The organism is Pseudoduganella sp. LjRoot289 (assembly GCF_964252925.1).
GTDB lineage: Bacteria > Pseudomonadota > Gammaproteobacteria > Burkholderiales > Burkholderiaceae_D > Rugamonas.
In genome coordinates this window covers 3,497,292-3,510,042 of the sequence record NZ_CAXUPN020000001.1, presented here as the reverse complement: position 1 = coordinate 3,510,042, position 12,751 = coordinate 3,497,292, and the positions used below count along the sequence as shown (strand labels likewise).

The 12,751-nt window shown below is 64.9% G+C and carries 14 protein-coding genes; 9 read left to right on the top strand and 5 right to left on the bottom strand.

Annotation, left to right across the window (positions count from 1 at the left end):
- Positions 1-28 precede the first annotated feature (28 nt).
- The 7 genes from ACSQ8Y_RS14920 to ACSQ8Y_RS14890 all read left to right on the top strand — a co-directional run bounded on the left by ACSQ8Y_RS14920 (position 29) and on the right by ACSQ8Y_RS14890 (position 6,998).
- Positions 29-751 carry a M48 family metalloprotease gene (locus ACSQ8Y_RS14920; protein ID WP_436267240.1) on the top strand — a complete coding sequence of 241 codons (723 nt, stop codon included), beginning with the start codon at positions 29-31 and terminating at the stop codon, positions 749-751.
- Between the two features lie 45 nt (positions 752-796).
- Positions 797-1,177: a DUF2946 domain-containing protein gene (locus ACSQ8Y_RS14915; RefSeq protein WP_436267239.1), complete on the top strand. Its 381-nt coding sequence runs from the start codon at positions 797-799 to the stop codon at positions 1,175-1,177.
- A 59-nt stretch (positions 1,178-1,236) separates the two neighbouring features.
- Positions 1,237-1,680, top strand: coding sequence for a copper chaperone PCu(A)C (locus ACSQ8Y_RS14910; protein WP_436267238.1), 444 nt, complete (start codon positions 1,237-1,239; stop codon positions 1,678-1,680).
- 8 nt (positions 1,681-1,688) lie between these two features.
- Complete coding sequence (locus tag ACSQ8Y_RS14905; RefSeq protein ID WP_436267237.1) at positions 1,689-2,201, top strand: YcnI family copper-binding membrane protein; 513 nt, start codon at positions 1,689-1,691, stop codon at positions 2,199-2,201.
- 6 nt (positions 2,202-2,207) lie between these two features.
- Positions 2,208-4,577, top strand: coding sequence for a TonB-dependent receptor (locus tag ACSQ8Y_RS14900; RefSeq protein WP_436267236.1), 2,370 nt, complete (start codon positions 2,208-2,210; stop codon positions 4,575-4,577).
- A 99-nt stretch (positions 4,578-4,676) separates the two neighbouring features.
- The gene (locus ACSQ8Y_RS14895) at positions 4,677-5,663 is read left to right on the top strand and encodes an Rpn family recombination-promoting nuclease/putative transposase (protein ID WP_436267235.1); all 987 of its coding nucleotides are present in this window, start codon (positions 4,677-4,679) and stop codon (positions 5,661-5,663) included.
- A 154-nt stretch (positions 5,664-5,817) separates the two neighbouring features.
- A protein-coding gene (locus tag ACSQ8Y_RS14890; RefSeq protein ID WP_436267234.1) for an IS3 family transposase occupies positions 5,818-6,998 on the top strand; the annotation gives its coding sequence in 2 pieces (ribosomal slippage) (positions 5,818-6,067 and positions 6,067-6,998; 1,182 coding nt in all).
- Positions 6,999-7,026: 28 nt separating this feature from the next.
- On the opposite strand, the gene ACSQ8Y_RS14885 is transcribed toward ACSQ8Y_RS14890, so the two are convergent.
- Positions 7,027-7,191, bottom strand: a complete 165-nt coding sequence (locus ACSQ8Y_RS14885) for a hypothetical protein (RefSeq protein WP_436267233.1) — start codon at positions 7,189-7,191, stop codon at positions 7,027-7,029.
- A 162-nt stretch (positions 7,192-7,353) separates the two neighbouring features.
- On the opposite strand from ACSQ8Y_RS14885, the gene ACSQ8Y_RS14880 reads away from it, so the two are divergent.
- Together ACSQ8Y_RS14880 and ACSQ8Y_RS14875 are read left to right on the top strand one after the other, a co-directional pair.
- The gene (locus ACSQ8Y_RS14880; protein WP_436267232.1) at positions 7,354-8,001 is read left to right on the top strand and encodes an SAM-dependent methyltransferase; all 648 of its coding nucleotides are present in this window, start codon (positions 7,354-7,356) and stop codon (positions 7,999-8,001) included.
- Positions 8,002-8,039: 38 nt separating this feature from the next.
- A complete protein-coding gene (locus ACSQ8Y_RS14875) occupies positions 8,040-9,161 on the top strand; it encodes a type IV pilus twitching motility protein PilT (protein ID WP_436267231.1) in 1,122 nt (373 codons plus the stop codon).
- A gap of 8 nt (positions 9,162-9,169) precedes the next feature.
- Here ACSQ8Y_RS14875 and ACSQ8Y_RS14870 read toward each other — a convergent pair whose 3' ends face one another.
- From ACSQ8Y_RS14870 to ACSQ8Y_RS14855, 4 genes are all read right to left on the bottom strand, one after another.
- On the bottom strand, positions 9,170-10,444 hold the full coding sequence (locus ACSQ8Y_RS14870; protein ID WP_436267230.1) for a c-type cytochrome: 1,275 nt from the start codon (positions 10,442-10,444) through the stop codon (positions 9,170-9,172).
- A complete protein-coding gene (locus ACSQ8Y_RS14865; RefSeq protein ID WP_436267229.1) occupies positions 10,441-11,202 on the bottom strand; it encodes a c-type cytochrome in 762 nt (253 codons plus the stop codon). Before ACSQ8Y_RS14865 ends, ACSQ8Y_RS14870 begins: the two co-directional genes overlap by 4 nt.
- 104 nt (positions 11,203-11,306) lie before the next feature.
- Positions 11,307-11,990 carry a 3'-5' exonuclease gene (locus tag ACSQ8Y_RS14860; RefSeq protein WP_436267228.1) on the bottom strand — a complete coding sequence of 228 codons (684 nt, stop codon included), beginning with the start codon at positions 11,988-11,990 and terminating at the stop codon, positions 11,307-11,309.
- Positions 11,990-12,490: a ProQ/FINO family protein gene (locus ACSQ8Y_RS14855; protein WP_436267227.1), complete on the bottom strand. Its 501-nt coding sequence runs from the start codon at positions 12,488-12,490 to the stop codon at positions 11,990-11,992. Before ACSQ8Y_RS14855 ends, ACSQ8Y_RS14860 begins: the two co-directional genes overlap by 1 nt.
- Positions 12,491-12,751: the final 261 nt, after the last annotated feature.

Here is a 12,751-nt window from a genome sequence, read left to right as displayed (position 1 = left end):
CATCTCTGCGCTGTGGCAGAATGTCCGCATGCTCCGCCACCTGCTCGCCATGTTTCTCGCCTTACAGTGCGGCCTCGCCGCCGCGCTGACGCAGGCCGAAGTCATGGCCGGCGCGGAGCGCCTGTACCGCGAGCGCATGCAGGAACTGGCGGCGCAGCATCAGCTGGACGCCGATCCGGCCTTCCACGAACGCGTGCTGCGCATCGCCAAGCCGCTGCTCGCGCAAGCCATGCACGACTATCCCGAATCCGCCGCCTGGGCCTGGGAAATCCACACCGCCCCCGGAGGCGACGAGAACGCCTACGCCATGGCCGGCGGCAAAATGCTGATCAGCCGCGCCTACGTGCACAAGCTGTCGCTGAGCGACGCCGAGCTGGCGATGTTGCTGGCGCACGAAATCTGCCACTCCGTATTGCGCCACAACCTCGTGGAGTACCAGGAAGCGATGCGCGTCGCGCCCGAGTGGCGCGAGCGGCCCTTTGCCGAGCTGGAGGAAGCTGTCGACAATGACTCGGCGTTGATGCGCAAGCTGGCGCCGCTCGGTATCCGCCAGGAGCAGGAGGCGGACCGCGAAGGCTTGAAACTGGCCTGGCGCGCCGGCTGGCAGGGCCCGGCGCTGGCGCGCTACTTTCACAAGCTGATGCGCTCCAGCCACGCGCCCAATTTCGAGCAATTCGCCCATCCTGCGCCGTCGCAGCGCTGGAAAGCCGCGCAGGAGCTGGCCGCGGCGCTGGAAGCGGCCGGACACTGAACGGGCCGGCACGGGCGGCCGTCGCCTAATGTATAATTTCGTCCCATGCACATGAGATCGGCACAGAAAGCGTTGTGGATCTGGATCGCCTGTTTCGCGGTCCTGATGAACGCGCTCGCGCCGTCGATCTCGCACGCCATGGCGTATGCCGACGCCGGACCCGGCGTGTTCGACATCTGCCGCGCCGACAAGAGCAAACCGCTCGCACCCGGCTTCATCGTGGACCAGAAGCAAACGATGTCCATGGGTGAGGACTGCTCCTATTGCGTCACCCACGGCGGCTCCTTCGGCATGCCGCCTTCGGTGGCCGCCGGTCTGGTCCCGGTGGCGCAGCCCAGCCTGCACCCCTTCCTGTTCTATCGTTCACCGCAGCCGCTCGCGGCATGGTCGGCGTCGCGCCCGCGCGGGCCGCCCGCGCCAGTCTGAATCAGCTTTACTACTGCGCTTCTTTGGAAGCGCATCCCGTAATCGTTTCAGAGGTCGATATGAACACCAAATTCTTCGCAGCGCTATTCGCACTGGCATTGGCCGCCGGCGCCCAGGCCCAGGTCACCGTCAAGGATCCATGGGTGCGCGCCACCGTACCCGCCGCTAAAGCCAGCGGCGCCTTCATGCAACTGCAGTCGGCGCAGGACGCGCGCCTGGTCGAAGTGCGCTCCAGCGTGGCCGGCGTGGTTGAAATTCATCAGATGGCGATGGAAAACAATATGATGAAGATGCAGCAGGTCGACGGCATCGACCTCCCGGCAGGCAAGCCGGTGGAGCTGGCCTCCGGCGGCTACCACATCATGCTCATGATGCTGAAGCGCCAGTTGAAAGAGGGCGAAACCGTACCGCTCACGCTGGTGGTGCAAAAGAAGGACAAAAAGCTCGAAACCGTCGAGCTGAATGTGGCCGTGCGGCCACTGACCTACTCGCCTGCGAAATGAGGCCCGCCATGAAAAAAACCATGATGCTCGCCGCTTTCCTGGCCGCCTCCCAGGCCCAGGCCCACGTCACGCTGGAGCAGGCCACCGGCGTCGCCGATACCTACCAGAAGCTGACCTTCCGCGTCGGCCATGGCTGCGACGGCAGTCCGACCAAATCCATCACCGTGCTGCTGCCGGAATCCGTGATCGGCACCAAGCCGATGCAGAAAGCCGGCTGGAAGATCAAGACGGTGGAGGGCAAATTGTCGGTGCCGGTGGAAGCCCACGGCCGCAAGATCACCACCGCCGTGCGCGAAGTGACGTGGACCGGCGGTCCGCTGGCGGACGAATTCTTCGACGAGTTCACCGTCCAGTCCAAGCTGCCCGCCGAAGCGGGCAAGCTGTATTTCAGGGTAGTGCAGGAGTGTGTGAAGGGCAGCATGGCCTGGGATGAAATGCCAGGCGAAGCCGGCGTGAAGCTGAAAGCGCCCGCGCCCGCGCTGGACGTCCTGCCGGCCGACGGCGCCGCCCACCAGCACTAGACCGCCATGAACAAGTTGAGAACGAAGCCGCTGGCAGTGATGCTGGCGGCGATGGGCGCTGCCGCGTCCGCAATTTGTCCTGCCTGGGCGGATCACGTGGTGACCGTGAACGGCGGCCGCCCCAGTTCCTTGCCCACGCAGATTCCCACCACCATTGAAGGCATCGCCGGCGCGCAGATCGAAGAGCGCATCAACGCCAGCGACAGCGAAGACGCGTTGAAATACCTGCCCAGCCTGAATGTGCGCAAGCGCTACATCGGCGACTACGACCACGCCGTGCTGGCCAGCCGCGCATCGGGCACCGGCAACAGCGCGCGTTCGCTGGTCTATGCGGACGGCATACTGCTGTCCAATTTGCTCGGCAACGGCGCCACTTACACGCCGCGCTGGGGGCTGGTCACGCCGGAGGAAATCGAACGGGTCGATGTGCTGTACGGGCCGTTCTCGGCCGCCTACCCCGGCAACTCGGTCGGCGCGGTGGTCGATTTCCTGACCCGCATGCCGACGCGCTTCGAGGCGCACGTCAAGCTGTCCGGCTACGGCCAGGGCTTCAGGCAATACGCGAGCGATACCCGACACTACGGCAAGCAGGGCAGCGCGTCCGTCGGCGACCGGCAAGGCGCGTGGTCGTGGTGGGTGGACCTGTCGCGGCTGGACAGCAATGGACAGCCGATCGCCTTCGCCAACAAGCTGCTGACGCAGGGCACGGCCGGCGGCGGCGTGCCGGTGACGGGCGCCGTCGCGGACCGCAATCCCGCCAACAAGGACTGGCTGATCCTGGGCGCCACCAACCAGGTGCATACAGTGCAGGATCATGCCAAGGTGAAGCTGGCCTACGACCTGTCGCCGGTGCTGCGCGCCAGCTATACGGTGGGCTGGTGGAAGAACGACGCGCAACGCAGCGCCCTATCCTATCTGCGCGACGCGGCGGGGAACACCGTATATCAGGGAGACATCAATGTGGACGGCAGGCGATACAGCTTGCTGGCATCCGATTTCGCGCCCAGCGTGGGCGACCTGGAACACGTGATGCACGGCTTCTCGCTGAAGCAGCACAGCAAGGGCGCGTTCAGCTGGGAAGTCGCGGCCAGCTTGTACGATTATGCGAAGGACCGCGTGCGCACGCCGACCGTGCCGGTGCCTGATGCGCGTACCAACGGGCAGGGCAACGTCACCGATATGGGGGGCAGCGGCTGGAACACGCTGGCGCTGAAAGGCACGTGGCGGCCGGGCATGGGCGCCAGCTCAAGCGCCGGGCGCGACGCAGGCGGCAACACTGGCGTCAGTACAGGCATCAGTACAGGCGCCAACGCCGGCACGGCGTCCTCTCACATTGTCGACTTTGGCTTGCAGCGCGACGGCGCCAAGCTGCGCACGCATGTTTTCAGCAGCGCGGACTGGCTCAACGCGACCGAAGGCAAGCACGTTTCCACCTTCAACGGCGAGACGCGGCTGGAAAGCTTGTATGCGCAGGACACGTGGCGCATCAGCGATCTGTGGAAGGCCACGCTGGGCCTGCGTTTCGAGCGCTGGCAAGCCTTTGGCGGCGAGATTTCCAGCGCAGCCAGCGCGGCGGCCAGTCCAGCGACGGGTGGCCTGTTGCAGTTTGCCGCGCGCAGCGAGAACAGCTGGTCGCCCAAGGCGGCGCTGGCCTACCGCGCCGGCGAGAGCTGGACGCTGAAGGCCTCCGCCGGCCGCGCCGTGCGCAATCCCACGGCGGCGGAACTGTTCCAGGGCGCCATTGTGGACGGCAAGATCGTCAACACCGATCCCACGCTGGGCGCCGAGAGGTCTTGGACCAGCGAACTGACCGCCGAGCGGATGCTGGGGCAGGGCAGTGTGCGGGCCACCGTCTTCCACGAAAACACACGCGACGCGCTGTACTCGCAGGCATTGACTCCCACCGTGAACAGCGTGCAGAACGTGGGCGAGATCCGCACGACGGGGCTCGAGCTGTCCTGGCAGCAGGACGACGTGCTGGTGCGCGGCCTGTCGCTGACCGGCAGCCTGACCTACGCCGATTCGCAAATCGCCCGCAACGGCAAGCTGCCGGCCAGCGTGGGCAAGCGCCAGCCGCGCGTGCCCGACTGGCGCGCGACGATGCTGGCGTCTTACCGCCTGGGCGACAGGTGGACCACGACCCTGGGCGCGCGCTACAGCGGCAGGCAGTACGGCACGCTGGACAATAGCGACCCGAACGGGTCCACGTACACGGGCGTGTCCGACTATCTGGTGGCCGATGTACGGGTGCGCTACCGCTTCGACCACCACTGGTCGGGTTCGCTCGGTATCGACAACCTGAACAACCGCAAATACTGGGCCTTCCACCCCTACACCCAGCGCACGCTGATCGCGGAACTAAAGTTCGACCTATAGGTTCCCATCCCGGCCAAGTGCCGGGCTTTTTATTGATCGCGCCCAAACACTGAGCGGATCGCCCCGCCTGCCGCTCAGGGGCCGATCTAGAATTTGGCCATGAAGGCCGATCATGACACCGGATACAAACAGCTTTTCGCCCATCCAGAACTGATGCGCGATTTGTTGCAGGCCTTTGTGCCGTATCCATGGGCCAAGGACTTGGACGTGTCGGCCTTTGAGCGCCTCAATGCCAGCTATGCCGGCGACAACGGGGAGCAGCGGCATGACGATATGGTTTGGCGTGTGCGGGTCGGCGGCGAATGCCTCTATATCTACCTGTTGCTGGAATTCCAGTCACGCAGCGATCATTGGATGGCGCTGCGAATGCAGGTGTACGTCGGCCTGTTGTGCCAGGATTTGATAAAGCAGGGGAAATTAGGGCGCAACGGAAAATTGTCGCCGGTTCTACCGATCGTTCTATATAGCGGCAAGCGGGCTTGGACCGCCAGTCAGTCTCTCAGTGCGCTGATGTTGTCTGCACCTGACGGTCTCGGCTGGCTACAGCCGGAACAAAACTATCTACTAATCGATCAAAGAACTGTGGGGGACACCCGCAATGACGCAGAGAGAAACATGGTTGCGGCGCTGTTCAGACTGGAACATTCCCGCTCCAAGAGCGTCTGCGTGGACCTTATTCTGGCGCTGTCGGAGTGGCTGCGAACGGATAGCACTCAATCGTTGCGCGATAGCCTGTCGCGCTGGATTTCAAGATGTATGCAGCGTAGGCTGATAAGGAACGAGTTCCCGCCGGAGGAGGAATTAATCATGATAGAGAAAGAATTTGACTCATGGGAAGAATGCCTTATTGATGAGCTCCTATACGGACGCAAGGAGGGCAAGGAAGAGGGCAAGGCGGAGGGGCTGGAGCAAGGCAAGCTGGATGCCCACCGGGAATTTCTTCACCGGCTAGTCGCAAAGCACGACGGGATGGCGCGCCCCGCCGTTGCGGCGATGATAGATGCGGCGCCGTTGCAGCAACTGGAGCATTGGCTGGACAGTCTGCTGGATGGCGCCACGCCGCAGGATCTCTTCAATTCCAAGTGAATCAGCCCGGCGGGCTGGCGTGACCTGTGGCGGGCGATAACTTATTGAGGAAGGTGCCCAAGTGCTTGACGCTGCCCGAACCCATGATGGTGCTGTGGTCTAATTTGCCCGGACACCTCAATAGGTGGAAAATTCACCATCTGAGGAGTTAAGCATGACAAAAAGAAAACGCCAAACATTCGATCCCAGCTTGAAGCTGGAAGTTGTCCGGATGATCAAAGAACAGGGCCTGAGCGTCCAGCATGTCAGCGAAAGCATGAGCATAGGACAGACCGCGATTCGTCGCTGGCTGGCGCAGTACGGTGCTGAGCAGAACGGTCAACCTGGCATCGGCAAGCCGCTCACCGCCGAGCAGCAGCGCATCCGGCAACTGGAGCTGGAAAATCAGCAACTGCGACAGGATGTGACCATCTTAAAAAAAGCCTCGGCCTTCTTTGCCCGCGAAATGAAATGACCTATCAGCTCATTCGGCAGTTGCAAAAGGAGGCCATCCCGATCTTACAGAGTTGCCGCGTCCTCAACGTTAGCCGGTCCGGCTATTACGAGGCGCAGCGACGTCCCGCCAAGCCGGTGGCCTGCAAGGCAGGCGTCCACCTGCGAGCCGCCTTCTCGGCAAGCCAGCAGAGCTATGGTAGCCGTCGGCTGGTCACGGCCATGGCCAATGCCGGGTTTCACCTTGGACGCTACAAGGTACGCAGCTTGATGCGCCAGGCGGGCTTGAAGCCGGTCTGGAAGCGCAAGTTCGTCCACACGACCGACAGCAAGCACGACTTGCCGATCGCCGCCAATGTGCTGAACCGGCAGTTCAATCCGAGCGCGCCCAATCTCGCCTACGCCACCGACATCACCTATATCCGTACCGGCGCGGGGTGGCTGTACCTGGCCATTGTGCTGGACCTGTACGCGCGCAAGGTGGTCGGCTGGGCCATGGCGCCGAGCATGCCAGCCAAGCTGGTCTGTGATGCGCTCAACATGGCCATCCAGCAGCGGCGACCAGCGCCGGGCTTGATCGTCCATTCGGACCGGGGCAGCCAATACGCCAGCGAGCTTTACCAGGATCTGCTATCGCGGCATGGCTTCGTCTGCAGCATGAGCCGGAAGGGAAACTGCTGGGATAATGCGGTGGCCGAACGCTTCTTCCTGAACCTCAAGATGGAGCGCGTGTGGCAGCGCCAATATGCCAACCACGCCGAGGCCAAGGCCGATATCACCGACTACATCGTCGGCTTCTACAACTGCAAACGAATCAATTCAGTACTGGGCAACCTGCCGCCCGCCATCTATGAACGGACAATGGCAGCACGCGAACCTATCGTAGTGTCCGAAATTACTTGACCACCACATGGTTTTGCTTATCTGTGGATCACCGTTGCTTGACGACCTTGCCTCTGCCTTGAACAAGGTCGCCGCCGCGCAGCCAGTTCATCGGACCGGCCTGCACGCTGGCGGCGGAAACGATGATGGCGAATGCGCCCGCTGCCAGCAGCGCGCCGCGAATGGCGCGGGAAATAATCGGGTTCTTGCTCATGCCTGGCTCTCCTAAACTAATCTTTGGTGAGTTGGATAGTACGGCGGAGGGGGGGCACAGCCTCAGTGCGATGGACTGCCGGGCGGGTGGAACAGAATGCATTCCATGCAGGCTGGCGGGCGCCATGCGGTATCATGCAGCCTGCAACCACATTGGAAACACATGCTGATCATTACCATCAAACAGGGCAAGGAAAAGAGCTTGCTGGCCGGCGACCCCTGGATCTACCCGACCGCCGTCGAGCGCGTCGAAGGCCGTCCGCAGGAAAAAGGCAAGGCCGGCGCCACCGCCACTGTGCAATCGTCGTCCCGCCAGTTCCTGGCGCGCGCCGCCTACAACGCCCACGCGGTGCAGATCCGCGCCCGCGTCTGGACCTTCCGCGAGGACGAACCGGTCGACCACGCGATGATGAAACGCCGCGTCAAGGCCGCCATCGCCAAGCGCGCCGCCGCCGTGGCCAAGCTGGGCCCGGAAGACCTGATGCAGCTGATTAACGCGGAGCAGGACGGCCTGCCCGGCCTGGTGGTCGACTATTACGGCGGCCCGGCCGGCTTCCTGCTGTGCAGCTTCCAGTCCGGCGCCGTCGACGCCTGGAAAGTGCCCATCGTGCAGGCCCTGCTGGCAGAAACCGGCTGCCCCAACGTGTTCCAGCGCGCCGACGAGGAACTGCGCAAAGGCGAGGGCCTGCAGGTGTTCACGCGCGAACTGGCGGGCATTCCGCCGCCCGTCAAGTCGGTTGTCAACAAGGGTGGCGTAAAGGTCTACATGGACCTCAAAACAGGCTTTGAATTCCCCAAGCGTCCCGTATAATCTTTCCAGGCGACACTTAATCCTGGAGTTCGAGTACGATGGAACAGCACCTGTCTTCCCAGATCCGCACCCTCAGTTACGAAGAGAACGAGGACCACCCGGTGTTCGGCACCCTGGTCGAGCAGATCCTGCATCTGCTCAATTCCAGGCTCAGCTTCAGCGACATCCTGATCCACCAGAACAGCCCCTTGCTGTTGCGCCAGCCGAAAGGCCTGGTGGCGGTGACGGATTCCCCCATCACGCGCGAGGAGCTGGAAGAGTTCTTCGAGGTGGTGGAGCCGAACTGGCGCGAACGCATCCAGGACCGCGCTTTCGACCGTTCCATCGACCTGCACACGGCGCGCATCCGCGCCAACTGTTTCACCTTCCAGGGCAAGAAGCGGCTCGGCTGCGTGATCCGCCGCTTCCCCAAGGAGCCGCATCCGATGGCGCAGTTGGGCCTGCGCCCGAACGAGCAGAAATTCGCCCAGCTGACCAGCGGCCTGGTGCTCATCATCGGCGACACCTGCCAGGGCAAGTCGACCACCATCGCCTCCATGCTCGACGAGATCAACAAGACCCGTTCCGGCCACATCATCACCATTGAAGACCCGGTCGAAACCCTGATCCCGCAGCGCCGCTGCATCGTCACGCAGCGCGAAGTGGGCTTCGACGGCGACGTGGAAAGTTTCTACCTGGGCGCGCTGGACGCGCTGCGCGAGCGGCCGGACGTCATCGTCATCGGTGAAATCCGCGACGCCCAGACCGCGCAGGAAGCGCTGGCGCTGGCCGAATCCGGCCCGCTGGTGCTGGCCACGCTGCACGCCCGTTCGACCGAACTGGGGCTGCAGAAGATGCTGCGCATGCTGGGCAATTCGGAGCCGCAGCAGCAGGCGCTGGCGCACGCGCTGCGCGGCGTGCTGTGCCAGGCGCTGCTGCCGTCGGTGGAGGGCAACCGCTACCACCTGGCCACCGAATGCCTGACCATGAACGCGGACGTGGCGCGCCTGATCGAAAGCGGCAGCATCGCCGGCCTGCGCGACTGGATGGTGAGCAAGGGCGGCGAGGGTTGCCACACCATGAACGCCATGCTGAAAGTGCTGCTCGCCGAAGGCAAGATCGGGGTCGACGATGCGCGCAACGCCACCACCGACCGCCTCGGTTTCGTCGATATCGCCTAGGCCGGCACTTAATCCAAAGGCACGGTGCGGTAGCGATTGACGTCGTTGCCGCTCACCGGCGGGGCGTTGTTGCCCCAGTCGCTGCGCAGGTAGGACACCACCGCCGCCACCTCGTTGTCGTTCAGCGCGTGGCTGAACGGCGGCATGCCGTAGGGGCGCGGATTGCCCGCCGTGCCGGGCGCGAAGCCGCCGTTGAGCACGATGCGGATCGGGTTCACCGCCTCGTCCATCAGCAGCGCGCGGTTGCCTGCCAGCGGCGGGTAATGCGGCGGCAAGCCTTTGCCTGTCACGCCGTGGCACTCCACGCAATGCGCGGTGTAGAGCCGGGCGCCCGCTTCCAGGAAGGCGCGCGCCTCGGGCGTCGCGCTGCGCTCGTAGCGCTCGGCCGGCTCCTTGCGCGGCAGCGACTTCAGATACACCGCCATGGCCTTCACATCCGCGTCGCCCAGGTGCTGCAGGCTTTCGCGCACCACTTCGGCCATCGGACCGAACACCGTGCCGCGTGGCGACACGCCGGTCTTCAGCAATTGCGCAATCTCCGCCGGCTGCCAGTCGCCCAGGCCGGCCTCGCGGTCCGACGTCAGCGACGGGGCATACCAGCCCAGCATCGGTATCAGGCCGCCCGACAGGCCGTCGCTGGCCGCGCCCAGCACATTGCGCGTGCTGTGGCAGGCGCTGCAATGGCCCAGGCCCTGCACCAGGTAGGCGCCGCGGTTCCAGTCCACGCTCTGGCCGGTGTCTGCGCGGAAGGCGGCCGGGCGGAAGTACAGCGCGCGCCAGAACGCCAGGCCGAGCTGCTGGTTGTAAGGGAAGCGCAGCTGGTGCGGCCGGTTGGCCTGCCTGACCGGCGGCAGGCTCTGGAAATAGGCGAACAGCGCGTCCGAGTCGTCGCGCGTGATGGCGGTGTAATTCGTGTAGGGGAAGGCCGGGTACAGCATGCGGCCGCCGCGCGACTTGCCGTTGTGCAGGGCGCGCCAGAAGTCGTCCGCGTTCCACTGGCCGATGCCGGTCTCGCGGTCCGGCGTGATGTTGGGCGAGACCACGTTGCCGAACGGCGTCTGCAAGGCACGGCCGCCAGCGTAGGCCGGCGCGCCGCGCGGCGTGTGGCAGGCCATGCAGTCGCCGGCCTTGGCCAGGTAGGCGCCGCGCGCGACGCGCTCGGCCAGTGGCAGGGCGGCGGTCTTGCTCAGCGGCGGCAGGGCGTCGTCGGCAGGATGGAGCCAGAAGGCCGCGCCGGCCGCCAGCGCGAGCGCCGCGATGGCGATGATGGGCATCTTCTTCATGGCTTCGCTCCCCGGGTTTCCCCGTCCCGCGTCTCCATGCCCGGCACGCTGCCACACTGCAGCGGCAAAGGCGCGGCGATGGCGGCGGCGGGGCGGGCTGCCGCGTCGGCGGGCTGGGACGCCAACCAGCCGGAAACGGCGGCCACGTCGGCGTCCGTCATGCGCGAGGTGATCTCGGCCATGCAGTCCGGCGCGTGCGCGCGCCGCACCTTGTTGCGCCAGGCGCCGAACTGCGCGTTGATGTAGTCGCGCGGCAGGCCGACCAGGCCGGGGATGGCGGGCGCCACGCCGGTCAGCTGCTGGCCGTGGCAGGCGACGCAGGCGGGCACCTTGGCCGCCGTGTCGCCCTGCAGCACCAGCAGCCGGCCGCGCTCGAGCATGGCTGGCGTGGCGGCGTTGCTCGTGGGCGCGGGATAGGGCGGATGCAGCTCCGAGAAGTACTGGGCTATTTCGCGCAGGTAGGCGTCCGGCAGGTGGTCGACCATATAGGTCATCATCGGATACTTGCGGCGGCCCTCGCGGAAATTGAGCAGCTGGTTGTACAGATAGCCGGCCGGCTTGCCGGCGATGCGCGGGAAGTAGGCGTCGCCGCGCTCCTTGGCCGCGTGGCAGGCGGTGCAGGCCGCCAGGCGCTGCTCCAGCGTGTCGGGCAAGACCTTGAGGGCCGCGGGCGCTGATCTGGCCATGGCTGGCGTGGCGGCCAAGCCGCAGGCCAGCATGGCCGTGGCGCAGTATCTGGAAATGGCGGGGATGTGCATGGGCGTCCCGGTTGTTAGTTCTTCGTTGGCAATAAGGAACAGCATACGCCGGAGTTGCCAGAAAGGACAGACTTGGATGCGCAACACAGGCGCGCCGGCCGGGGTCAGGTGTCGCTGGCGGGGGCGGCGTCTTGCGGCTGGGCGCGCGGAGGGCGCCGTACCTTGGCGGCGCGCTGCGCGGGCAGGGCGTTGCCGGCGGCCACCCAGTAGCGGTACACACGCAAGGCGACTTGGGCGTCGTCGGCGGCGTACAGGATCTGCCGCTCGCTCAGGCGGGCGCTGGCCCAGTTGGTGGTGGAGATTTTTTTCGACTTCTGCAGCTTTTGGCCGAAGAACTTTGCCACCGCGCTCTTGGCACCGAGATCGTTGCGCTGGCCGCCGCGCAGCGCGACCGACAGGTCGACCACGCGCGCCGGTTCGATGCCGAGCTTGGCGCGCAGGCGCCGCACGTCGTCGGACAGGCCGAAACCGACCTTCATCGTCAGTTCCGATTCGAGCACCGCCTTGAGCGCCGGCAGCGCGGGCGTGAGCGCCGGGCCGATCTGGAACAGATAGGCCAGGCCGTCCGTGGCCAGCTGGATCAGGTGCGGGCCGTCCGAATTCTGGCCCTTCTGGAACGTCGGCTTGGACTCGGTGTCGAAGCCGATCACGTCGGCCGCCAGCAGCGCCGCCAGTGCCTCTTCCACCTCGGCTGCCGTGCGCACCAGGCGGACTTCGGCCAGGGTGATCCCGATATAGGGCGGCAGCTCGGGCGTGGCGGCGAACAGCTGGTCGGCAGCGTCGCTCATCAGCCTTTTTTGGAGAATTTGGCGGTCAGCAGGGCCAGCTTGTCCTGGCGCACGCGCGCCGCCTCTTCCTCGGCCGCCGCGTCGCGCTCGGCCTTCTTGCGGTCGGCTTCCTTCTTCAGGCGCTCCTTCAACACTTCCTTGGCGTGCTTGCGGTGCACGTCGGTCACCTCGGCGCCGGCCGTGCCGTCCAAGTCGTAGCGCACGGTGGCTTTTTCCATCACGCGCAGATAGCGCTGCGAGCCGGTGTGGATGCCGAGCGCGGTGCGCATCAGCTTCTTGTCGATGCCGGGGATCTGCGCCATGATCTGTTTGTCGATACCGATCGACAGGGGCAGGCAGTCGCGGAACGGGGGAAACTGCTGCTGCAGCTGTTTCAACAGGGTACGGGCGGTCGGCGCAGGCGCGGCCGGGGCGGCGCTGGCGGCCTCCGGAACGGCTACGGCAGGGCTAACCGGGGTGGCAACTTCGGCCGCAGGCTCAGGGGTAAGGCTAGTGTTCATCGACATCACAGTTTAAGCAAAGAGCCGCCAGCATATCACGCTGGGAAGGCGCGTGCATTGCGAAATCCGCCAAAATGTTATTTTAACCATAAGGAAGGGCGTGCGCGCGGGCCGGAAAACCAGTATAATTGCCGACGCACCAAATGAAGCACCAGACAAATCAGCATGAGATAGGAAGTGAAACAGGAAACGTACTGAGCCGAACTGATCCGATTTCCGCCCCCGATTCTCCACTGACACATAGCTGCCAGCCCGTCAATG

Excerpts from the sequence above, each read along its gene's own strand:
- ACSQ8Y_RS14870 (WP_436267230.1), bottom strand. The coding sequence starts at position 10,444 with ATGAAGAAGATGCCCATCATCGCCATCGCGGCGCTCGCGCTGGCGGCC.
- ACSQ8Y_RS14915 (WP_436267239.1), top strand. The coding sequence starts at position 797 with ATGCACATGAGATCGGCACAGAAAGCGTTGTGGATCTGGATCGCCTGT.
- ACSQ8Y_RS14905 (WP_436267237.1), top strand. The coding sequence starts at position 1,689 with ATGAAAAAAACCATGATGCTCGCCGCTTTCCTGGCCGCCTCCCAGGCC.
- ACSQ8Y_RS14920 (WP_436267240.1), top strand. The coding sequence starts at position 29 with ATGCTCCGCCACCTGCTCGCCATGTTTCTCGCCTTACAGTGCGGCCTC.
- ACSQ8Y_RS14865 (WP_436267229.1), bottom strand. The coding sequence starts at position 11,202 with ATGCACATCCCCGCCATTTCCAGATACTGCGCCACGGCCATGCTGGCC.
- ACSQ8Y_RS14860 (WP_436267228.1), bottom strand. The coding sequence starts at position 11,990 with ATGAGCGACGCTGCCGACCAGCTGTTCGCCGCCACGCCCGAGCTGCCG.
- ACSQ8Y_RS14855 (WP_436267227.1), bottom strand. The coding sequence starts at position 12,490 with ATGAACACTAGCCTTACCCCTGAGCCTGCGGCCGAAGTTGCCACCCCG.
- ACSQ8Y_RS14875 (WP_436267231.1), top strand. The coding sequence starts at position 8,040 with ATGGAACAGCACCTGTCTTCCCAGATCCGCACCCTCAGTTACGAAGAG.
- ACSQ8Y_RS14880 (WP_436267232.1), top strand. The coding sequence starts at position 7,354 with ATGCTGATCATTACCATCAAACAGGGCAAGGAAAAGAGCTTGCTGGCC.
- ACSQ8Y_RS14900 (WP_436267236.1), top strand. The coding sequence starts at position 2,208 with ATGAACAAGTTGAGAACGAAGCCGCTGGCAGTGATGCTGGCGGCGATG.
- ACSQ8Y_RS14910 (WP_436267238.1), top strand. The coding sequence starts at position 1,237 with ATGAACACCAAATTCTTCGCAGCGCTATTCGCACTGGCATTGGCCGCC.
- ACSQ8Y_RS14885 (WP_436267233.1), bottom strand. The coding sequence starts at position 7,191 with ATGAGCAAGAACCCGATTATTTCCCGCGCCATTCGCGGCGCGCTGCTG.
- ACSQ8Y_RS14895 (WP_436267235.1), top strand. The coding sequence starts at position 4,677 with ATGAAGGCCGATCATGACACCGGATACAAACAGCTTTTCGCCCATCCA.